Here is a 21963-nt window from a genome sequence, read left to right as displayed (position 1 = left end):
GGTGCTCACGCCCTGTCCGCGACGCGCTCGCCGAGCAGGCCCTGGGGCCGGACGAGCAGGACGACGATGAGGAGTACGAACGCCCAGACGTCCTTCCAGGCGCCGCCTCCGAAGAGGTGCATGCCGGGCAGGTGCTGGATGTAGCCGGTGGCGAGGGCCTCGGCGAGGCCGAGGGTGATGCCGCCGAGCATGGCGCCGTAGATGTTGCCGATGCCGCCGAGGACGGCGGCGGTGAAGGCCTTGAGGCCGAGCAGGAAGCCCATCCGGAAGTCGACCTGGCCGCTGCGCAGGCCGTAGGCGACGGCGGCGACGGCGGCGAAGGCGGCGCCGATGGCGAAGGCCATGACGATGATCCGGTCGGTGTCGATGCCCATGAGCTTGGCGGTGTCGGGGTCCTGGCTGGTGGCCTGCATGGCGCGGCCGGAGCGGGTGCGGGTGACGAACCAGCCGAGGGCGATCATGCAGAGGGGGGCGGCGATGATCAGGAAGAGGTCGCTGCGCTGGATGGCGACGGAGCCGATCTCGAAGGGGTCGCCGGGGATCTTCGGGAAGACCCGGGCCTTCTTGGCGTCGGGGTAGAAGGCGAAGACCAGCTGCTGCAGTGTGATGGACAGGCCGATCGCGGTGATCAGCGGGGCGAGCCGTGGTGCCGTGCGCAGGGGCCGGTAGGCGAAGCGTTCGGCGGCGACGGCGGTGAGGGTGGAGACCAGGATGCCGGCGACCAGCATCAGCGGTAGGGCCAGCCACAGGGTGGTGCCGCCGGGGAGGGCGAGGTAGGCGGTCAGGGCGCCGAAGCCGCCGACCATGACGATCTCGCCGTGGGCGAAGTTGATGAGCTGGACGATGCCGTAGACCATCGTGTAGCCGATCGCGACGAGCCCGTAGAGGGCGCCGAGGATCAGGCCGTTGGCCAGCTGCTGCGGTAGGTCGTGCACCGCTGGGCCTCCGTTGTGCGTGTGGGGTGTCCGTGGGTGGTGGATGCGGGTGCGCGGGGGCACTCGTGGTGCCCCCGCGCGTTCAACTCCGGTGTGCTGTGGTGCGCCTGACGTGGCGTCGGGTCGGGTCGGCGCCGTCGGGGTTCAGTCGCTGGGGTTCAGCCGCTGGGGGGTCAGCCGGCGAAGGTGCCGGACTTCTCCACGGCCCACTTGCCGTCCTTGACGGTGTAGACGGTGAGCTGCTTGTTGGTGGTGTCGCCGAACTCGTCGAAGGAGACCTTGCCGGTGACGCCTTCGAAGGAGACCTTCTGGACGGCCTTGACGACGGCGGCGCGGGCGTCGGCGGGGAGCTTGTCCTTGTTGGCGGCGGCGACGGCCTTGACGCCCTGGATGATGGCCCAGGCGCTGTCGTAGGAGTAGCCGCCGTAGGTCTCGTAGGCGTCCTTGAAGCCGGCGGCCTTGTAGTCGGCGATGAACTTGGCCGCGGTGGGCAGCTGTTCGACGGGCAGGCCGACGGCGGTGGCGAGGTCGCCCTGGCCCTTGGGGTTGAGCTTGATGAAGTCGCCGCTCTGGATGCCGTCGCCGCCCATCAGCGGGACGGTGACGCCGGCGTCCTTGAGCTGGAGGGAGAGCGGGCCGGCCGCGGGGTACTCGCCGCCGTAGTAGACGGCGTCGGCGCCGGAGGACTTGACCTTGGTGACGACGGCGGCGAAGTCGCGGTCGTCGGGGTTGACGTGCTCCTCGCCGGCGATCTGGCCGCCGTTCTTGAGGAACTGGCCCTTGAAGGTGGCGGCGAGGCCGGCGCCGTAGGTCTTCTGGTCGTCGATGATGAAGACCTTGGTCTTCTTGGCGTCCTTGACCAGGTAGTCGGCGGCGAAGGGGCCCTGGACGGCGTCGGTGGTGGCGGTGCGGAAGTAGGTCTCGAACGGGCGGGCCTTGACGCCGCTGGCCCACTTCTCGCCCTGGCTGAGGGCGACGCCGGTGTTGGCGGGGGAGATCTGGACGAGCTTGGCGTCGTTGAAGATCTGCTGCATCGACTGCGCGACACTGGAGTTGAGCGGGCCGACGACGCCGATGACGTCCTTGTCGCCGACCAGCTGGGTGGCGTTCTGCTGGCCGGGGCCGGGCTTGCCGGTGTCGTCGAGGGCCTTGAGCTCGAACTTGATGCCAGGGACCTCGTGCTTCTCGTTGGCCTGCCGGATCGCGAGGTCCACGGAGTTGCGGATGCCGAGGCCGAGGGCGGAGAGGTCGCCGGTGAGCGGGGCGTCGACGCCGATGAAGACGGTGGTCTCCTTGCCCTTGGCGTCGTCCCCGGACTTCTTGTCGTCGCGGGAGCCGCATGCGGTGAGGGTGAGGGCGCCGATCACGGCAATGCTCACGACAACTGCTGAACGATGACGCACGAGGGTCCCCTTCGGTTCAGGAGGGCGCCGCGCCTGAACGGCGGGAGCCTGGATGCGCGATGGGTCTGGCCCATTCCGGATGGCGCGGTGACTGGCCGTGACTCTAGATGTCGGTCGGCGGCTCGGGCAGTGATGCGGCGAGGCTGTGATTCTCTTGTTATGAGCACACAGAGAAGCCGTCTCACTATGTGGTCGTTCTGGTTCGACCGATCCTTCGCTGCCAGGGGTTCTGTTCTCAACTCGCCCTATGTAAGGCGTAGAAGGGCAGGTGACTCCTGGCCTCGCCGGTAATCGGACAGTGGTGTTCATGGTGCTGGTGGCGGGCATGGATGTTCGAATATCGGACAGAGGCGGGTCCGGCGGACTGCTGTTCTCTGTTTCGGCCCCCGAAACTCTGAGTTGCTTGGATGTCCTACTTGTTACGCAGTGTTACATCGGCGAAAATGCCTGGACATGACACCGCCCCCTTGTCCAGACCAACGACTGCCCAGGGCGGTCGAAGGTCAAACAAGGGGGCGGGCAAGGGATTTGACGAAGAATCGGCTCAGAGGTCGCGCAGCATGCAGGTGAGGCGGCAGCTGGTGACCCGCTTGCCGGTGTCGTCGGTGATCGCGATCTCGTAGGTGGCGGCCGTGCGGCCCTTGAAGACCGCGGTCGCCACACCGGTGACCAGGCCGGAGGTGGCCGAGCGGTGGTGGGTGGCGTTCAGGTCCACGCCCACCGCGTACCGGCCCGGGCCGGCGTGCAGCATCGCGCCGACCGAGCCCAGCGTCTCGGCCAGCGCCGCCGAGGCGCCGCCGTGCAGCAGGCCGTACGGCTGCTGGTTGCCGTCCACCGGCATGGTGCCGACCACCCGGTCGCCGGAGGCCTCGACGATCCGGATGCCCAGCTTCTCGCCGAGCCGCCCGCCGGAGAAGGCGGCCGGGTCCACGCCGAGCCGGGCGAAGTGCTCCAGCATCTCCGGCGAGACGTCGAGGAAGGGGGCCTGGACGCCGCCGTCGGGGGTCGCGCCGGGCGCCGCGCCGGAGGTGGCGGTGGCGGTGGCCGGGTCGGTGGCCGGGTCGGTCATGGGGGGCTCCTGCCGCTCGGGGGTCACGTCGTCGTGCTGCCTGTGATCGTACGACCGTCCTACTCGGCGGTAGAGATGGTGACGGGAGATGTCCGGTGTGGCGGCCGGGACACGAGCGCACCCGAGGGGCGTCCACCCCGGGCGTGCCCCTTTTGTCGGTGGCGGGCCCTAGGATCGGTGGCCGGTAGTGGAATCGGCAGGAACGGACGTTGACGTGGCTACGCAGAGTACGGACAAGGGCGCGGCGGGTGGCGGCGGAGCCGGGTCGCGGCCCCGCCTGATGCTGCTCGACGGGCACTCCATGGCCTACCGGGCGTTCTACGCACTGCCCGTGGAGAACTTCAACACCTCCACCGGCCAGCCCACCAACGCGGTGTACGGCTTCGCCTCGATGCTCGCCAACACCGTCCGGGACGAGGCGCCCACCCACCTCGCGGTCGCCTTCGACCTCTCCCGCCAGACCTTCCGTTCGGTCGAGTTCCCCGACTACAAGGCCAACCGGGCCAAGACCCCGGACGAGTTCCGCAGCCAGGTCGGCCTGATCGGCGAGCTGCTCGACGCCATGCACGTGCCGCGGCTGACCGCCGAGGGCTTCGAGGCCGACGACATCATCGCCACCCTGGCCACCGCCGCCGAGGCGGCCGGCTTCGACGTCGACATCGTCACCGGCGACCGCGACTCCCTGCAGCTGGTCACCGAGCACATCACCGTGCTCTACCCGACCAAGGGCGTCTCCGAGCTCACCCGCTACACCCCGGAGAAGGTCGCCGAGAAGTACGGCGTCACCCCCCGCCAGTACCCGGACCTCGCCGCGCTGCGCGGCGACCCGTCCGACAACCTGCCCGGCATCCCGGGCGTCGGCGAGAAGACCGCCGCCAAGTGGGTCAACCAGTTCGGCTCCTTCGACGAGCTGGTCGCCCGCGCCGACGAGGTCAAGGGCAAGATCGGCGAGAAGCTGCGCGAGCACCTCGACTCGGTCAAGCGCAACCGCGTCCTCACCGAGCTGGTCCGTGACGTCGAACTCCCGCTCGGCGTCGGCGACCTGGCCCGCGCGCCGTTCGACGCCCCGGCCGTCGGCGCGCTGATGGAGTCGCTGGAGTTCCGCAACGCCAACTTCCGCGACCGGGTCTTCGGCATCGACCCGGCCGCCGCCGAGCCGGAGGCCCCCGAGCTCGCCCCCGGCGTCGAGGTCGACGGCGAACTGCTCACCGACCCCGGCACCCTCGCCGCCTGGCTGCGCGAGCACGCCGGCGGGAAGTCCCCGGTCGCGCTGGCCGCCGTGTACCAGTGGGCGCTCGGCAGCGGCGAGGTCACCGAGGTCGCGCTGGCCGCGGGGGAGACGGCCGCCTGGTTCGACCCGGCGCTGCTCGCCGAGGAGGACGAGCGCGCCTTCGCCGACTGGCTGACCGACCCGGCCGCGCCCAAGGCCCTGCACATCGCCAAGCAGGTCATGCGCGCCTTCGCCGAGCGCGGCTGGACCGTCGAGGGCGTCGTCGCCGACACCGCGCTCGCCGCCTATCTGGAGAAGCCCGGCCGCCGCACCTTCACCCTGGAGGTGCTCGCCGAGGAGTACCTGGGCCGCTCGCTCGCCCCGGCCCCGGCCGCCGAGTCCGGCCAGCTCGCCTTCGACGCCCCGGAGGAGGACCCGGCCGCGCACGCCCAGGCGCTGATGCTCCAGGCCCGCGCCGTGCTCGACCTCGCCGCGCTCTTCGACACCCGCCTCTCCGAAGCCGGCGCCACCGAGCTGCTGCGCGACATGGAGCTGCCGATCGCCGCCCTGCTCGCCCGCATGGAGCGCACCGGCATCGCCGCCGACCGCGACTGGCTCACCGGCCTGGAGGCCCAGTTCGCCGCCGAGATCCAGCGCGTGGTGGAGGAGGCGCACGCCGCGGCCGGCCACGAGTTCAACCTCGGCTCGCCCAAGCAGCTCCAGGAGATCCTCTTCGGCGAGCTCGCCCTGCCGAAGACCAAGAAGATCAAGACCGGCTGGACCACCGACGCCGACGCGCTCACCTGGCTCGCCACCCAGACCGACAACGAGCTGCCGGTCATCCTGCTGCGCCACCGCGACCAGGCCAAGCTGCGCACCACCGTCGAGGGCCTGCTCAAGACCGTCTCCCCGGCCGGGCGCATCCACACCACCTTCAACCAGATGGTCGCCGCCACCGGCCGGCTCTCCTCGCAGGACCCCAACCTGCAGAACATCCCGGTCCGCACCGAGGAGGGCCGGATGATCCGCCGCGCCTTCGTCGTCGGCGAGGGCTACGAGTCGCTGCTCACCGCCGACTACTCGCAGATCGAGCTGCGGATCATGGCCCACCTCTCCGAGGACGAGGCGCTGACCGAGGCCTTCGCCAGCGGCGAGGACCTCCACACCACCGTCGCCTCCCAGGTCTTCGAGGTGCCGCGCGACGCCGTCGACGCCGAGATGCGCCGCAAGATCAAGGCGATGTCCTACGGCCTGGCCTACGGCCTCTCCGCGTACGGGCTCTCCCAGCAGCTCGGCATCAAGCCCGCCGAGGCCCAGGGCCTGATGGACACCTACTTCGAGCGGTTCGGCGGCGTGCGGGACTACCTGCACCGGGTCGTCGAGGAGGCCCGCGCCACCGGCTACACCGAGACCCTGCTCGGCCGCCGCCGCTACCTGCCGGACCTCAACAGCGACAACCGCCAGCGCCGCGAGATGGCCGAGCGGATGGCGCTCAACGCCCCGATCCAGGGCTCGGCCGCCGACATCGTCAAGATCGCCATGCTGAGGGTCGACGAGGCGCTGCGCACGGCCGGGCTCACCTCCCGGATGCTGCTCCAGGTGCACGACGAAATCGTGCTGGAGCTGGCGCCGGGCGAGCGCGGGCCGGTCGAGGCGATCGTCCGCGAGCAGATGGCCGGCGCCTACCCGCTGCGCGCCCCGCTGGACGTCTCGGTCGGCGTGGGTGCCGACTGGGAGGCCGCCGCGCACTGAGGCGCCGTCAGTGAACGCCTGCGGGCGTGGATCCGGCCGGATCCACGCCCGCAGGCGTTTTCACGGTGAACGGAAGGGCCGGTGCGCCGACGGGGGTTGAACCGGCGTCGGGGAACCTCTTCACTTGTCATGGCGCCGTCGCGTGCGAGTGCGGCGCCGGAACCGTCCGCACCGATGCTCCGACGCCTCACCCCGACGAGCCTGGAGTCCCTCATGTCCCACTCCCGCGTGCGACGTGCCGTCGTCGCGCTCACGGCCCTGCCCCTGCTCGCGCTCGGCGCGGGCCAGGCCGTGGCCACCCCGGCCCCGGCCCCGATCCCCGCCGCCTCCCAGGTGACCGCGATCGAGGACGAGGTCGCCCGCACCCTGGCCGCCTCCCTCGCCGACCCCGCCCTGCGCGAGCGGCTGCGCTCGGCGACCGCCGCCGCGCCCGCCGGGGCCGAACTCGCCCCGCTGGCCGCCGGCCTGTCCGGCGCGACCGCCCGCGGGCTCGCCGCCGCCACCACCCGCGCGGACCTCGGCATAGCCGCCGCCAAGGGCCTCGGCGCCGACCTCGGGCCGCTGCTGCGGGTCCAGCTGGCCGACCCGTCGATGCGGGCCGCCCTGGACGCCGGCGCCGCGCCGCTGGTGGCCACCGCCGGCACCGACGAGCACGCCCGCACCGTCCGCGCCTACGACACCGCCGGCCGGGCCCGCGCCCTGGCCGCCGCCACCCTGCCCACCCGCCCGGTCTACCTGGTCGACATCGACACCGCCAAGGCGCTGACGGCCGGGATCGCCGTGCTCCAGCGGGAGTTGGCCACCCGCGGCATCGCTCCCGCGGCCCAGGCCCCCACCACCGCGCAGGCCGCCGGCTGGTGGGGCACCAAGATCACCTCGATCGAGGTGAACGACGACGAGGAGCCCTGGTTCAAGGGCGCCGCCGAGATGTTCAGCCTGGTGTCCGGCTTCGGCCAGGACGGCAAGGTCCGGGTCGACTCGGTCGCCATGCCGTACCTCCAGTACGACCACACGGTCTACTACCCGAACCAGATCCTGGTGAACTGGTCGAACTACAAGTACAACCTGGCCGACGTCGTCCTGATGGAGGACGACGGCGACACCAACTACCTGGCGCTCGCCCAGGCGGTGGCGGCCGTCCTGCTCACCATCGCCGACCAGGGCGCCTACATCCCGCTGGTCAACGCCGTCCTGGCGGCGCTGCCCTCGAACTGGTGGACCGACGACCCGGACTACGTCGAGTCCTGGTACACCCTCGCCCGCACCAGCACCGGCCGCCTCAACGGCGCCCGCGCCAACGGCTGGATGACCGTCGAGCCGTACTGGGTCAGCGCGCTCTGACGGGTCCCCGCCGTCACCGGGCCGGCGCGTCGCGCGCCCGTGCGCTGCGCCGGCCCGCAGTTGATCAACCCGTGTCAAGGAGTCGATTTCGTACTACCGTGGGCCCGATGACGACGGAATCCGGGACGACCGACCAGCCCACCTCCCCGGCCGGGGCCCCGACGCTCCAGGCCCGCAACTCCGCCGCCTGCTGGACCGCGACCGGCGTGTCCCGGGGCCACGAGGTGATCCGGCGCCGCGGGTTCCTCGCCGTCCGCGGCGACGAGCGAGCCGGCGGGCGGATCCTGATCCAGGAGCCCGACCTCGACCCGGGCGAGATGGCCGAGGTGGGCGAACTGGTCCGCCGGGCCGCCGGTCCGGTGATCGTCGAGGATCCGTTCAGCTCGACGGACCTGAGCCACCTGGGCATGCGCACCTGGCAGATGCCGATCATGCTGCGCCTGCCCGGCCCCGTCGACGCCCCGGCACTGGACGTGACCCGGGCGCGTCGGCCCGAGGACCTTCAAGCGGCCGAGCGGATCGTGATCGAGGGCTTCGCGCTGGACAACTTCGAGCCCCACCACCCCGGCGAGCTCTTCCCGCCGACGCTGATCGAACAGCCGGGCGTGGACGTGTTCGTCGCCTCGGTCGACGGCGCGGCCGCGGGAGCCGGCGTGAGCGTCGTGGCCGACGGCGTCGCCGGCCACTACTGGATCGCCACCTCGTCCGCCTTCCGCTCCCGCGGCGTCGGCCGCGCCGTCATGCTCGGCGCCCTCGCCCACCTGACGGACCTCCCGGCCACCCTCACCGCCTCGAAACTGGGCCGCCCGCTCTACGAGTCCCTGGGCTACACCGTCGCCTCCCCCTCGACCTGGTGGGCCTCCGCCTGAGCCCGGCGCCACCGGGACGTGGGTGCTGTCCCGCCTCGATGAACATGGCGGAGTCTCGGTGAGCCTGGCCGTTCGCCACCGAGCTTTGACGACCGCTGGTTTTCTGCCCCAGGCAGTCTGACCGGGTTTCTGACCGGGTTGGACTCGGCGGCCTGGAGGAGAGGGGGGCGGGCTGTGAGGACGGTAGACGATGACGAGGCCGCCGCGGCCCTGATGTACATCGCCGTGATTCAGATTCGCGCTATGGCTCGGCGGCGACAGCCCTTCTACCAGTGGATGGGCGATGACTATGTCGTCTGCATCGGGTGGCTCGCAGACCTGGTGCACAACCTGGCATGGCCTCGTGGGCGAACGAGGCTGTGGAGGCTCAGCCGGAAGCGGCGTCGCCGTATGGAACACACCTGGGCAGCGGCTGGGGAGACCGGCCGGAAGTGGATCATCGACAGTTTGGAGGCGGAAGGACTCGTATGGGAACCGCCGTCGGACACGTGCCTCCCAGGTGAGCGCGACAACCGTGCGTGAGAGCCCGTCGCGTTGCCCTCCGGGGGCGTGGTCAGACGTCGGCGGCAACCGGTCAAGGCTCGGTGGTACCGAACGGACGGCCGGACAGGTGCGCAGGAAGTCGGGAGGATCGACTTCCTGCGCAGCGCTGGTGGTCGAGGAGTGGTGTTCAGGTGGCGAGGGGGAGGGGGATGCCCCGCTGAGCCCTTCGACCTGGAGCACTTCGTAGGGAGCGGTCCACCGGTGGCATCAGCCCGTGCGAATTGCCCAACAGCATTGTCTTTTAAGTGATTTGATCTACCGTTATGACTTGCTTTGGTAACAGCGAGTCCATATGACACCCCATCACCTCCGGCAGGATGCATGCTGTGAGCATGCATCACGCCCGACACCTCGTCGTCCGGCCGGGGCCTTCCCTCAGGCCCGCTAGGACCTCCGGGTCGTACGAGAACCGGCGATGACCGGATGAACACATTCGACCTGTGGACCTGTTCGCACTGCGGCACGGTCTGCCCGGCGGCCGCCGTCGACTGCGCCGTCGACTGCGCCGTCTGCGGCGCCGCCCTCAGATCTACGCCGCCCGGGGCGACCCTGCTGGCCGGCGGTAAGCCGGCGCCTCCGATGGCCCCCATCTTCGCGCCGCCCGCCCCGGTCACCGGCAGCACCGGCAGGGCATCCGCGACACCGAGCAGTTGGACGACGGCGCCTGCCCACAGCGGCCTGTTCCGCACCGCGCCGCACGGCGCCGTTGCGCATCAGCAGGCTCCGCATCCGGCATCGGACGCCACTCGCTATCTCTGCGCGGCCGTGCAGTCGGAGGGCAACCTGGCCAACAAGGTCATCGAGTCCGTCCTCAAGGAGCCCCATCGGGCCATCGCCTCCTCGCCTGGCGTCGACCTGGTCTGCGTTCTGCGCTACGCGCTCGCCGCGCGCTTCCGGCAGACCACCGCCCAGGTGCTGCTCGCGCTGACCATGATCGGGATGGTGGGCGCCTTCGTCTTCCAACCCCTCTCCGACGGCTCCCTACCCTTCCCCCACGGCTTCCACCCCCTCTCCCAGTTCGCGTCGATCATCGTGTTTCTCCTGGATCCGTTCCTGTTCCCGCATCCGCCGCTCGCCTTCCCGCTCCTCGCCGTGGCCTGGGTGATCGTGCTGGTCGAACAGCTGATCACGTTCTACGGCGTCCTCCGGCCCAAGCTGGGCCGGGCCACGTTCGACCCCGCGCAGGCGCCGCACGTCCGGCTGCAGGACGAGGAAGTGCTGCGCCGGCTGGCCACCGAGGACCGACAGGGGAATGTCTCGGTCTTCTCCGGCTACGAGCCGTTCGTCGGCTACGGGAGGCTGCTCAACAACTGGAACTTCACCGTCCCGGTGGACCGGCCCGATAAGCAGTACGACGACGTGCGCCCCTTCACCCTGAAGGCCCTGGACGCCGAGGTGATGACGGCGGTCACCACCCTCGGACTGCCCGGGGTGGAAATCGCCGAGCGCGTTTTCGTCAGCGGGGCGGACCTGGCGCAGGGCCTGGACCCGGCGCTCCGCCCGCTGCTGCTTCCCCGGCCCGAGGACCGGCCGCAGATCGCCCTGGAGCCGGCCGTGCTCGACCGTCTGCGGGACGACGGCGTCGGGCGGGTCCGGCCCTACCTGGTGACCTCGGTCTCGGGGTGGAACAGCGAGCTGGTGGCCACCACTACGGTCCGCTTCTCCCTGAGCCCCGCCCGGGACCTGCTGTTCGTCGAGGGTGCCATGTCGCTGCTGCTGCCGCTCCACCGCCGCCATCACCAGGTCGACCACCTGCTCGACCGCCCTACCGGGTGGCAGCTGTTTGCGCTCCTGCGGTCCTCGGCCGGAGCCGCCCCGTTCCGGCTGGTGGCCGCCCCGTTCAGGCTGGCCTTCATGGTCTGGGGGCAGCTGACCGAGAAGCACAAGTACCGCAAGCAACGCCGGCAGATCGCCCTCGGCGCGTTCGACTACGGTGCCAAGCTGAGCCTCCGGGAGACGGCGAGCGATTCCCGGTTCCACCGGTACTTCCAGCAGATCGACAGTCAGATGTACCTCAAGATCGTCGAACGCCGCGTCCTGGACACCCTCACGGACTTCCTGGCCGACCACCAGGTGGACATCTCCGACCTCCGGGAACGCCAGAACGTGATCTACAACGGCGGCGTGTTCGCCTCCGGCGACGCCACCGTCAACTTCGTCGACTCCCCGGTGGCCGCCGGAGCCGCCAGCAGGATCATGACCCGGGTCGGCCTCGCGTCGACCGGTGGAAGGGGGCAGGACCGATGACCGAGGACCGGCGCATCAGCGGTGGACTCCACATCAGTGGCAACGCCAACGTGAGCTTCAGCGGATCGGGGGTGGCGGCCGGTGAACACTCCTCGGTCACCGTTCACTCCATGTCCACGCCGGTGGATGAGGAGGCCCTCGCCCGCCGGGTGCTCGCGCTCGCCGAGCAGCTCCGGGGGAGCGCCGACCCCGCCAGGGTTCAAGCGGCGGAAGACCTCGAGCAGGCGGTCGCCGCACCCGCGCGGCGCTGGGAGCAGGTGTTGGCCTACCTGGCCCGGGCCGGGCAGGGTCTGGCCGCCACCACGGCGGTGGCCGTCGAGATCCAGGGCCTGGACACCGCGGTGAGAGCGCTCCTGCCTTAAGAAGACATCTCTCGCGATTGCGTAGCGCCCAGTTGACCGGCCGCACGCCCCGGTAGCCGGGCAGGCGGCCAGGATGGCAGTTGATGATGTGTTCGGTGGCGTCGATAAGCTCAGGGCCGATGAGTTTGTCATAGAGAACGCTGAACACCAGGTCGCAGCGGCCCGGCTCCAGGTCCCGTCAGTCGCCCGAGCGTAGGACGCGGGTGGCCGGCCAGCGCTCGGTGACGTAGTCGGACAGCCGCATGTCCCAGTCCGGCTCGACCGCGTTCGGGATCACCGTGTCCAGTACGGTGCCGGTCAGAGCGGCGATCGTGTCGCACGCGTGCGCGGCGAGGGCCCCCTTCCCGAGGACGGCCGCGCGCCTCACCATCCGTTCCCGGTGGCGCGCTTGAGGGTGGCGGCGACGTGGTGGACGTCGCCCTCGGTCATACCTCGCCCAGGTTCTCCACGCTCCCGGCGTAGGTGAGGGCGTCGAGCACGGTCGCCTGGGCCACATGGTCACACCGCAGCAGCCGCCTGGCGAAGTGCGAGCCGATGAAGCCCGCACCTCCGGTGATCAGCAGCTTGTTCGGCAGTACCGCCACGCGGTTCGCGGACGCCGCCTCAGCCGCCTCACCGCAGGCCGGCCCTCGGATGCGGGCCTTCCTCGCCGGACAGCAGGCCCATTCTGCGGCCCAGACCGGCGACAAGGCCGGAGCCCTGTACCACCTGGGGATAGCGGAGGTCGCGATGGAGCAGGCCGAGTCCAAGGCCAAGGCGTTCGGCTCCTACGACCCGTCCTCCCTGGCGTACCACGAGGCCAAGGTCCGCTGGGAACTCGGCGACAAGGCCGGCGCCATCGCCGCCATGGAGACGTCCGACCGCCTGCGGTACTCCGTCTACGTCCGTAACCGGGTGCGGATGACCGGCATGCTCGCAGAATGGAAGGTGCAGGCCGGCCGACTCGAAGAAGCCTGTGTGGACTGGCACCGGGCTCTCGACGACTACCAGGCCATCCAGTCCGGTCGGGCTGATGATCGCTTCCGCTCGATGATGGCCATGATCAAGCCCTACCAGGGCAACCGGCACGCACGCGACCTGTACGACCGTGCTCGACCGATGGCGAGGACGGCCTGACCGGAACCGGGCGGGTTGTGTGAGGCTCCGCCACCCGGTCGGCGGGTGGCGGGGCCTTTCGCCTACTGCTTCCTGGCGTTGGTGCGCTTGGTGGGCTCCGCCGTGGTCGGGTCCTCGGGCCAGGGGTGGCGGGGGTAGCGGCCCCTGAGGTCTGCGCGGACGGCGTGGTAACCGTTGCGCCAGAAACCTTCCAGGTCACCGGTGATGGCGGCGGGGCGGCCGGCGGGGGAGAGCAGTTGGACGGTGAGTGGCACTCGTCCGCCGGCCAGGGCCGGGGCGGCCTTCCAGCCGAAGAGTTCCTGCAACTTGACGGCCAGTACTGGGCGTTCGGTGGTGTAGTCGACGCGGATCTTCGAGCCGGACGGCACGGTGATGCGTTCGGGGGCTAGTTCGTCCAGGCGGCCGGCCTCGCCGGTGGACCAGGGGAGGAGGCGCTGGAGGGCGGAGGTCGTGTCGATGCGGGCGAGGTCGGAGCGGCGGCGGGCGCGGGAGAGTTCGGGTTCCAGCCACTCGTCGGCGCGGTTGAGCAGCGCCTCGTCGGAGACGTCGGGCCAGGGGGCTCCGATGGCGGTGTGGAGGAACGCAAGGCGCTCGCGGAGGTTGGACGGGAAGCTCAGGAGGGTGCTGATGCCCTCGCGGGTGAGGCCTTCGAGGAGGGCGGCGCGGACGAGGGCGCGGTCGGGGTTGGTGAGGGGCTTCTCGGCGAGTTCGATGGCACCGAGGGATTCCACCCGGCGGGAGACGACTTCGCCACGTCGGGTGTCCCAGTGGACTTCGGCGCGGGTGGTGAGGAGCGGCGCACCGGCCTGCCGGGCGGTGTCCTCGTCGAGGGCGGCGGCGTGCAGGATCCGGGCGGAAGGGGAGCCGGCCGGGCGGTCGGCCGTCGCGACGGCGAGCCAGGGCAGGGCGCCGAGCGCGGTTCCCGGGGCGAGTTCGGCGGCGGTGCCCGAGGCCATCAGGTAGGGGCTGCGCTCGCCGGGGGCGGGCCGCTCCACCCGCGCGCGGGCGATGCGTTCGGGGAAGGCCAGGGCGACGACCAGGCCGACGGCCGTGGAGTCGGGGAGGCCGGTGGACGGTTCGGACCCGGAGGCGCGGCGCAGGCGGCGGGTCTCCTCGCGCCAGCGGCCCGCGTACGGGTCGCGAGAGGTGCGGACGGTGCGCAGGACGGCGGCGAGGTCGTCGCCGAGGGTGCGTGGGGGTTCCTCGGAGAGCAGGGCGACCACCTCGGCGGCCCGGTCGGCGCCGACCAGGGGAGCCCCGTCGACCAGGGCCCGTCCCAGCCGGGGGTGCAGGCCGGTACGGGCGAGGCGCACGCCTCGCTTCGTCGCCCGGCCGTCGGCGGAGACGGCCCCGAGGGCGAGCAGGGTCTGCCGGGCGGCGGCCATCGCGCCCGCTGGGGGCCGGTCGGGCAGGGCGAGCCCGGTGGCGTCGGGGTCGCCCCAGCAGGCGGCCTGGAGGGCGAAGGACGTCAGGTCGGCGAGGGCGATCTCCGGGGTGGGGAAGCGGGCCGCGAGGGCGTCCTCGGCCTCGTGCCAGCACCGGTAGACGGTGCCGGGGGCCTCGCGCCCGGCGCGGCCGGCCCGCTGGCGGGCGGCGGCCAGCGAGGCGCGCACGGTGACCAGGGCGGCGAGTCCGCGCGCATGGTCGGTGCGCGGTTCGCGGGCCAGCCCGGCGTCGACCACGATCCGGACGCCGGGGACGGTGAGGGAGGACTCGGCGACGGAGGTGGACAGGACGACGCGGCGGGAGGCGGACGGCGCGAGCGCGGCGTCCTGGACGGCCTGCGGGGCGCGCCCGTGCAGCTGGAGGACCTCGGCGGGCGCGTCGGCGAGCTGCCCGGCGACGCGGGCGATCTCGCCGACGCCGGGCAGGAAGCAGAGCACGTCGCCCTCCCGCTCCGCGAGCGCCCGCCGGACGGTGGCGGCGACGTGGTCGAGCAGCGCGAAGTCCACCCGGGTGCCGTGCGCGGGCCGCACGGCCCGGGCGGGCGGCGCCCGGACCACCTCGACCGGGTGCGAGACTCCGTGCGCCTCGACGACCGGCGCGCCGCCGAGGAGCTCGGCCCAGGCCGCGGTGTCGGAGGTGGCCGAGGCGCAGACGATCCGCAGCTCGGGCCGCAGGGCGGCGCGCACGTCGAGCAGGAAGGCGAGCGCGGTGTCGGCGTCCAGGTGCCGCTCGTGGCACTCGTCGAGGACGACCACGTCGACGCCGGTCAGCTCCTGGTCGCGCTGGAGGCGCTGGAGCAGCACACCGGTGGTGACCACCTCGACCACGGTCTCCGGGCCGACGCGCCGCTCGCCGCGCACGGTGAAGCCGATCTCGGCGCCCACCGTGGAGCCGAGCAGCCAGGCCATCCGCCGGGCGGCGGCCCGGACGGCGAGCCGTCGCGGTTCGGCGACGAGGACACGGCGAACAGGTCCGGAACCGAGCAGGCCGGCCAGGGCGAGCGGCACCAGGGTGGTCTTCCCCGTGCCGGGCGGGGCGGCGAGCACGGCGGTGCCGTGGGCGTCGAGGGCCCGGTGCAGGGCGGGCAGGGCGGTGCGGACGGGCAGCTCGCGCCAGGCCGGGTTCAGCAAGGTGTCAGCCCCGCTCGGCGACGAAGATCGCGGTGCCGGGGATGAGCCGTCCGCGCAGCGGGGACCAGCCGCCCCAGTCCTGCTCGTGGCCCTCGGGCCATTCGGGCTCGACGAGGTCGACCAGCCGGAAGCCGGCGGCGACGAGTTCGCGGACCCGGTCGCCGAGGGTGCGGTGGTGCTCGACGTAGGTGGCCCGGCCCTGCTCGTCCTGCTCGACGTAGGGGGTGCGGTCGAAGTAGGAGGAGACGGCGGTGAGCCCCTCGACGCCGGGCTCGTCGGGGAAGGCCCAGCGGATCGGGTGGGTGACCGAGAAGACCCAGCGCCCGCCGGGCCGCAGCACCCGGTGGACCTCGCGCATCAGCGCGGTGGTGTCGGCGCTGAACGGGACGGCGCCGTAGGCGGAGCAGGCGAGGTCGAAGGAGGCGTCGGCGAACGGCAGCACGGCGGCGTCGGCCTGGACGACCGCGACGGGGGCGGCGCCTCGGGCGAGGTCGATCCGCAGCGAGTGCTGGAGCTGGCGGTGCGAGATGTCCAGGGCGACCGGGTGGGCGCCCTGGCCGGCCAGCCAGCGCGAGCACTGGGCGGCGCCGGCGCCGATCTCCAGGACGGTGCGGCCGGCGACCTCGCCGAGCAGCCGGGCGTCCGCCTCGTCGAGGCCCTCGGGGCACCAGGTGAACCGGTCGTCGCCGAGGAACTCGCCGTGTTCGTCCTGGTATTCGTCGGCGTTGCGGTCCCACCAGTGGCGGCTGGCGCGGCTGCTCTCGCCGGTGCCGGCGGAGCGCCTTACCGCGTCGTCGCCGTCCTCGTCAAGATCAATGGGGTCGGGGAGGGGGGTGCCGGTCACGGTTGCTAGGCCCATCGCGTAGGGTGTCGTCTGCGGAAGCGCCGCTGCCGCGAACCGGGCCGAGAGGTCCGGTGTCCCGGCGGTGGCATCCGGGGAAGGTCCTCCCAGCGGCCGCCACCCGTTGAGGTGCGCAATCGGAGGATATGGCCTGTTCCATACCGGGCTCCACCGTCTTGCCGTTCTTGGCGTTGACCGTGCCTGGCCGTCCCCGTATGCTACAAGTTGCGCTGCGGGCCTGCGCGCCTCGGACGGAGCAGGTCGCGCTCGCATCTGTCGAAGACCCCACGGTCGCAAGACGGACGCCGATCTCCCGTTGTCTCGGGAACCCCGGTGCTCCGTGTTCTTGGCTGTCCGGCTTTCGGTGGGAGCGATACGGGCCCTCCGCGTGGCATTACCTACGACTTCATGTCCGTACCGGAGCCCTTTTCCTAATGACGAGCCCCACCGACTCCTCCCTCAGCACCACCCCGCAGGTCGCGGTCAACGACATCGGCGACGCGGAGGCCTTCCTCGCCGCGATTGACGAGACCATCAAGTACTTCAACGATGGCGACATCGTCGAGGGCGTCATCGTGAAGGTCGACCGTGACGAGGTCCTCCTCGACATCGGTTACAAGACCGAGGGCGTCATCCCGTCCCGCGAGCTCTCGATCAAGCACGACGTCGACCCGCACGAGGTCGTCGCCGTCGGCGACAACATCGAGGCCCTGGTTCTCCAGAAGGAGGACAAGGAGGGTCGTCTCATCCTGTCCAAGAAGCGCGCTCAGTACGAGCGTGCCTGGGGCACGATCGAGAAGATCAAGGAAGAGGACGGCATCGTCACCGGTACCGTCATCGAGGTCGTCAAGGGTGGTCTCATCCTCGACATCGGCCTCCGTGGCTTCCTGCCGGCGTCGCTGGTCGAGATGCGCCGCGTCCGCGACCTCCAGCCCTACGTGGGCAAGGAGCTCGAGGCCAAGATCATCGAGCTGGACAAGAACCGCAACAACGTGGTCCTGTCCCGCCGTGCCTGGCTGGAGCAGACCCAGAGCGAGGTCCGCCAGACCTTCCTCACCACCCTGCAGAAGGGCCAGGTGCGCTCCGGCGTCGTCTCCTCGATCGTCAACTTCGGTGCCTTCGTGGACCTGGGTGGCGTCGACGGCCTGGTTCACGTCTCCGAGCTGTCCTGGAAGCACATCGACCACCCGTCCGAGGTTGTCGAGGTCGGCCAGGAGGTCACCGTCGAGGTTCTCGACGTCGACATGGACCGCGAGCGTGTCTCCCTGTCGCTGAAGGCGACCCAGGAGGACCCGTGGCAGCAGTTCGCCCGTACCCACCAGATCGGCCAGGTCGTTCCGGGTAAGGTCACCAAGCTGGTTCCGTTCGGTGCGTTCGTCCGCGTGGACGAGGGCATCGAGGGTCTGGTCCACATCTCCGAGCTGGCCGAGCGCCACGTCGAGATCCCGGAGCAGGTCGTCCAGGTCGGCGACGAGATCTTCGTCAAGGTCATCGACATCGACCTCGAGCGTCGTCGCATCAGCCTCTCGCTGAAGCAGGCCAACGAGGCGCTGGGTGCCAACCCGGCCGAGGTCGAGTTCGACCCGACCCTGTACGGCATGGCCGCGTCCTACGACGACCAGGGCAACTACATCTACCCGGAGGGCTTCGACCCCGAGGCCAACGACTGGCTGGCGGGCTACGAGAAGCAGCGCGAGGAGTGGGAGCGGCAGTACGCCGAGGCCCAGGCGCGCTTCGAGCAGCACCAGGCCCAGGTCATCAAGAGCCGCGAGGCCGACGCGGAGGCCGCTGCCGAGGGTGGCGACGCCGTCGCCGCCGCTGCCGGTGGCTCCTACTCGTCCAGCAGCGACGAGGGCTCCGGCGCCCTGGCCTCGGACGAGGCCCTGGCCGCCCTGCGCGAGAAGCTGGCCGGTGGCCAGAGCTGAGGCTCTGCCCCGCTGGTGCGTGACTAGCGCATAGCGTCACCGATGAACCCCGCTCGGTTTCCGAGCGGGGTTCATTGTTTTTCGACCTTCATTATTCATTCCTTATGTGAGGGATTTTTGTGATGAGGGGCTCATTCAATGCCTATGGGTGATTCGGGAATTCAGGCCTACCTTGGGAGGAGTTGCCCGATGGGTCGCTCACCCGGCCCCGCACGCTAGGCACCCTCCGCACATGAGCCTTCGCTCCGCCGTGTCCTCCGCTGCCTCCCCCCGCCCGTCCGTCGATCCGCAGGTCGGCGGACGCCTCGCCGCCCTCGGCCGGTTCTGCTACCGGCAGCGTCGCTGGGTGCTCGGTTTCTGGGCGGTCGTGCTGGTGATAGGCGTGCTGATCGGCGGACGGGTCTTCGAGGGCTCGGTGGCCGGCGCCTCCTCCTCCGCCTCCGAGGCGGACCGCGGCAGCGCCGTCGTCACCGCCGCCGATCCGGCCAAGGGCACCGTGACCGCCGTGGTGGACGGCCGACCGGTGGACGACACCACCGTCCGGGACGCCGTCACCCGGGCCACCGCCGAGATCGCCGCCCTGCCCGGGGTCTCCTCGGCCACCGACGCCTACGGCCCCGGCCCGGGCGCGGCGGCGCTCCGCTCGGCCGACGGCAACGCGAGCCTGGTCTCGGTGCGGATGGCCGACACCAGTACCTCCGCCGAGACCACCGCCGTCACCCAGCGACTTTCCGCCATTCAGGGCGAGGTCGGGACGGACGGCGCGAAGGTGACCGTCGGCGGGGACCTGGTGCTCCAGGACGAGGTCAAGAAGCAGACCGAGAAGGACACCCGCTTCGGCGAGATCGTCACTCTGCCGCTGACCCTGGTCGTGATGGTCCTGGTCTTCGGCGGCCTGGCCGCCGCGAGTCTTCCGGTGATCGGCGCCGTCGCCTCGGTCGGCGGAGCGCTGCTGGCCATGTTCGGCTTCAGCCGGATCATGGACATCGACACCAGCGTGCTGCCGATCGCCACCGTGCTGGGCCTGGGTCTGTCGATCGACTACGCGCTGCTCATGGTGCAACGTTTCCGCGAGGAACGCGGCCACGGCGCCCCGATCGCCGCCGCCGTCGAGCGGACCGCCGCCACGGCCGGTCGCACCGTCGCCTTCTCCGGCCTGACCGTGGCCGTCGCCCTCTCCGGCCTGTTCGTCTTCACCAGCCCGGTGCTCGCCGCCGTCTCCGCGGCCGGCGTGAGCGTGGTGGTGATCGCGGTCGCCGCCGCGCTCACCCTCGTCCCGGCGCTGCTCGGCTTCGCCGGGAGCCGGATCAAGACGCCCACCGCGCCCGTCCCCGACGACGGCTTCTTCAGCCGCACGGTGCGCCGGGTCGGCAAGCGGGCCGTGCCGGTGGTGCTCGCCTGCACCGCGCTGCTGATGGCCGCGGGGGCGCCGTTCCTGCACGCCGACATGCGCAACTCCGGTGCCGCCGTGCTGCCCGCCTCCTCGGCCGGGCGGCAGGTCGCCGAGACGATCGACCAGCGCTTCCCGCAGGCCTCGGCCGCTCCGATCACCGTGGTGGTGGACAGCGGTGCGGCCGTCGCCCAGGCCTACGCGGACGACGTGGTGGCCAAGCTGCCGGGCGTCAGCGGCGTGCGCGCCGTCACCCCGGTGAGCGACACCGTCTCCACCATCGACGTGCTGGTGCACGGCGACCCGCAGGGCGGGCAGGCGAAGCAGGTCGTCAAGGAACTGCGCGCGGACCGCGGCGGGCTCACCACCCAGGTGACCGGGGGGGCGGCCTCGGTGGTCGACTTCCAGGACGAACTGCGCACCCGCGGGCCGATCGCGCTCGGCCTGGTGGCCCTCGGCACACTGATCCTGCTCTTCCTGATGACCGGCTCGGTGGTGATGCCGGTCAAGGCCCTGCTGATGAACCTGCTCTCGCTGGGCGCCTCGCTCGGCGCGCTCACCCTGGTCTTCCAGGACGGCTGGTTCAGCGGACTGCTCGGATTCAGCCCGACCGGCGGACTGGAGACCTTCATCCCGGTGCTGGTGTTCGCCTTCGCCTTCGGGTTGTCGATGGATTACGAGGTCTTCCTGCTCTCCCGGATCAAGGAACTGCGGGACAAGGGTCACAGCTGTTCCCGGTCGGTGGAGCTGGGCGTCCAGCGCAGCGGTCGGATCATCACCTCGGCGGCGCTGCTGATGGTGATCGTCTTCGCCGGGTTCGCGCTCGGCGACATGCTGATGGTCAAGCAGATGGGCATCGCGTTGGCGGTCGCCGTGGCGGTCGACGCCACGGTGGTGCGCTGCCTGCTGGTGCCCGCCGCGATGAAGCTGTTCGGCGAGTTCAACTGGTGGGCGCCGGCCCCGCTGCGCCGGCTGCACGACCGGTTCGGGCTGAGCGAGCACGTCGAGTTGCCGGAGATCGGGCCGGCGGCGCTGCCGGTCCAGCGGCCCGCCGCTCCGAAGGAACTGGTCGGCACCGCCCCGTAACGGTTCCGGAGTACCGTGCTGAGGCATGCGGATCACCAAGTTCGGACATGCCTGCGTACGCCTGGAGCACGAGGGGACGACCGTCGTCGTCGACCCCGGGATGTTCACCGATCCCGCGGCCCTGGTGGGCGCGGACGCCGTGCTGATCACCCACGAGCACGCCGACCACTTCGAGGAGGCCCGGCTGCGGGCGGCGCTGGAGGCGGACCCGGCGCTGCGGGTGTGGACCAACCCGGACGTCGCCCGGCAGCTGGAGGGGGTGGGCCGGCGGGTGACGGCGGTCGGCGAGGACGACGCCTTCGACCTCGGCGGGATCGGCGTCTCGGTGCACGGCGAGTGGCACGCGGTGATCCACCCGGACATCCCGCGGGTGCGCAACGTCGGCTTCCTCTTCGACGGTCGGCTGTTCCACCCGGGTGACGCGCTGACCGTGCCGCCGCAGCCGGTGGACACCCTGCTGCTGCCGATCGCCGCGCCGTGGACCAAGGTCGGCGAGCTGGTCGACTACGTGCGCGAGGCCGGGCCGCGGCAGGCCGTCCCGGTGCACGACGCGGTGCTCAGCCCGGCCGGCCTCGCCGTGCACACCCGGCTGGTCGGCCCCGGCGGCCCGGGCACCGGCGCGGAGCTGCACACCCTGGGCGAGGGCGAGAGCCTCGACCTGGGGTGACCGCGCGGTGAGGTCCGCCGGTAGCCTGGCGCCATGCTGAAGATCGGACTGACGGGCGGCATCGGCGCGGGCAAGAGCGAGGTGTCGCGGCTGCTCGCCGCCCACGGCGCGGTGATCGTGGACTCCGACGTGATCGCCCGCGAGGTGGTCGCCCCCGGTACTTCGGGCCTCGACGCCGTGGTCGCCGAGTTCGGCGCGGGCGTGCTCGCGGCGGACGGCTCGCTGGACCGGCCGGCGCTCGGCGCGATCGTCTTCGCCGACCCGGCGCGGCTGCGGGCGCTGAACGCGATCGTCCACCCGCTGGTCCGGGCGCGCTCCGCCGAGCTGGAGGCGGCGGCGGCGCCGGACGCGGTGGTGGTGCACGACGTCCCGCTGCTCGCCGAGAACGGGCTCGGGCCGCTGTACGACGAGGTGATCGTGGTCGACGCGGCGGACGAGGTGCGGGTCGAGCGACTGGTCCGGCTGCGCGGGATGACCGAGCAGGAGGCCCGGGCCCGGATGGCGGCCCAGGCCAGCCGGGCCGACCGGCTGGCCGTCGCCGACCTGGTGATCGACAACAGCGGCCCGCTGGAGGAGCTGGCGCCCAGGGTCGCCGAAGTGTGGGAGCGGCTCACCGCCCGCCGCTAGCGGC

The 21963-nt window shown here is 71.6% G+C and carries 16 protein-coding genes and 2 pseudogenes; 10 read left to right on the top strand and 8 right to left on the bottom strand.

Translation table 11 applies throughout. From position 1 onward, the window contains the following. Positions 1–5 precede the first annotated feature (5 nt). The 3 genes from ACFVUH_RS04345 to ACFVUH_RS04335 form a co-directional block, all read right to left on the bottom strand. A complete protein-coding gene (locus ACFVUH_RS04345) occupies positions 6–935 on the bottom strand; it encodes a branched-chain amino acid ABC transporter permease (protein ID WP_355364823.1) in 930 nt (309 codons plus the stop codon). Positions 936–1108: 173 nt separating this feature from the next. Continuing rightward, positions 1109–2338: a branched-chain amino acid ABC transporter substrate-binding protein gene (locus ACFVUH_RS04340; RefSeq protein ID WP_355364820.1), complete on the bottom strand. Its 1230-nt coding sequence runs from the start codon at positions 2336–2338 to the stop codon at positions 1109–1111. Positions 2339–2882: 544 nt separating this feature from the next. Further along, the gene (locus tag ACFVUH_RS04335) at positions 2883–3296 is read right to left on the bottom strand and encodes a hotdog fold thioesterase (RefSeq protein WP_355364853.1); all 414 of its coding nucleotides are present in this window, start codon (positions 3294–3296) and stop codon (positions 2883–2885) included. Between the two features lie 391 nt (positions 3297–3687). Between ACFVUH_RS04335 and polA the strand changes: the two genes are divergently transcribed. The 5 genes from polA to ACFVUH_RS04310 all read left to right on the top strand — a co-directional run bounded on the left by polA (position 3688) and on the right by ACFVUH_RS04310 (position 11731). Beyond that, positions 3688–6369 (top strand): DNA polymerase I, encoded by a 2682-nt coding sequence (gene polA, locus ACFVUH_RS04330; protein ID WP_387911332.1) that lies wholly within the window; start codon positions 3688–3690, stop codon positions 6367–6369. A 213-nt stretch (positions 6370–6582) separates the two neighbouring features. Beyond that, positions 6583–7710, top strand: a complete 1128-nt coding sequence (locus ACFVUH_RS04325; protein ID WP_355364817.1) for a DUF3103 family protein — start codon at positions 6583–6585, stop codon at positions 7708–7710. Between the two features lie 107 nt (positions 7711–7817). Beyond that, the gene (locus ACFVUH_RS04320; RefSeq protein WP_387911110.1) at positions 7818–8579 is read left to right on the top strand and encodes a GNAT family N-acetyltransferase; all 762 of its coding nucleotides are present in this window, start codon (positions 7818–7820) and stop codon (positions 8577–8579) included. A gap of 966 nt (positions 8580–9545) precedes the next feature. Further along, the gene (locus tag ACFVUH_RS04315) at positions 9546–11369 is read left to right on the top strand and encodes a hypothetical protein (protein ID WP_387911109.1); all 1824 of its coding nucleotides are present in this window, start codon (positions 9546–9548) and stop codon (positions 11367–11369) included. Continuing rightward, the gene (locus tag ACFVUH_RS04310; RefSeq protein WP_387911107.1) at positions 11366–11731 is read left to right on the top strand and encodes a hypothetical protein; all 366 of its coding nucleotides are present in this window, start codon (positions 11366–11368) and stop codon (positions 11729–11731) included. Before ACFVUH_RS04315 ends, ACFVUH_RS04310 begins: the two co-directional genes overlap by 4 nt. Positions 11732–11759: 28 nt before the next feature. Here the strand turns inward: ACFVUH_RS04310 and ACFVUH_RS04305 are convergent. The 3 genes and pseudogenes from ACFVUH_RS04305 to ACFVUH_RS04295 all read right to left on the bottom strand — a co-directional run. Further along, a pseudogene (locus ACFVUH_RS04305) lies at positions 11760–11903 on the bottom strand (formyltransferase family protein); the annotation flags it as partial. Positions 11904–11909: 6 nt separating this feature from the next. Further along, positions 11910–12101 (bottom strand): hypothetical protein, encoded by a 192-nt coding sequence (locus ACFVUH_RS04300; protein WP_387911106.1) that lies wholly within the window; start codon positions 12099–12101, stop codon positions 11910–11912. A gap of 61 nt (positions 12102–12162) precedes the next feature. Beyond that, positions 12163–12306: pseudogene (locus tag ACFVUH_RS04295) on the bottom strand (GDP-mannose 4,6-dehydratase); the annotation flags it as partial. A 58-nt stretch (positions 12307–12364) separates the two neighbouring features. On the opposite strand from ACFVUH_RS04295, the gene ACFVUH_RS04290 reads away from it, so the two are divergent. Then, entirely contained in the window at positions 12365–12847 is a 483-nt protein-coding gene (locus tag ACFVUH_RS04290; protein WP_387911105.1) for a hypothetical protein, read from the top strand. 62 nt (positions 12848–12909) lie between these two features. Here the strand turns inward: ACFVUH_RS04290 and hrpB are convergent, their stop codons facing one another. Continuing rightward, positions 12910–15423 carry an ATP-dependent helicase HrpB gene (gene hrpB, locus ACFVUH_RS04285; protein ID WP_387911103.1) on the bottom strand — a complete coding sequence of 838 codons (2514 nt, stop codon included), beginning with the start codon at positions 15421–15423 and terminating at the stop codon, positions 12910–12912. A gap of 4 nt (positions 15424–15427) precedes the next feature. Next, positions 15428–16282: a class I SAM-dependent methyltransferase gene (locus tag ACFVUH_RS04280; protein ID WP_387911101.1), complete on the bottom strand. Its 855-nt coding sequence runs from the start codon at positions 16280–16282 to the stop codon at positions 15428–15430. Positions 16283–16698: 416 nt separating this feature from the next. Here ACFVUH_RS04280 and rpsA point away from each other — a divergent pair, with 416 nt between their 5' ends. The 4 genes from rpsA (at position 16699) to coaE (ending at position 21959) form a co-directional block, all read left to right on the top strand. Further along, a complete protein-coding gene (gene rpsA / locus ACFVUH_RS04275; protein ID WP_355364796.1) occupies positions 16699–18189 on the top strand; it encodes a 30S ribosomal protein S1 in 1491 nt (496 codons plus the stop codon). A gap of 232 nt (positions 18190–18421) precedes the next feature. Further along, a complete protein-coding gene (locus ACFVUH_RS04270) occupies positions 18422–20665 on the top strand; it encodes an MMPL family transporter (RefSeq protein WP_387911099.1) in 2244 nt (747 codons plus the stop codon). Positions 20666–20690: 25 nt separating this feature from the next. Then, on the top strand, positions 20691–21332 hold the full coding sequence (locus tag ACFVUH_RS04265; RefSeq protein WP_387911097.1) for an MBL fold metallo-hydrolase: 642 nt from the start codon (positions 20691–20693) through the stop codon (positions 21330–21332). Between the two features lie 33 nt (positions 21333–21365). After that, positions 21366–21959 (top strand): dephospho-CoA kinase, encoded by a 594-nt coding sequence (gene coaE / locus ACFVUH_RS04260; protein WP_355364787.1) that lies wholly within the window; start codon positions 21366–21368, stop codon positions 21957–21959. Positions 21960–21963: the final 4 nt, after the last annotated feature.

It is taken from the genome of Kitasatospora sp. NPDC058032, assembly GCF_042885845.1.
GTDB lineage: Bacteria > Actinomycetota > Actinomycetes > Streptomycetales > Streptomycetaceae > Kitasatospora.
This window is presented reverse-complemented; position numbering and strand designations above follow the sequence as displayed.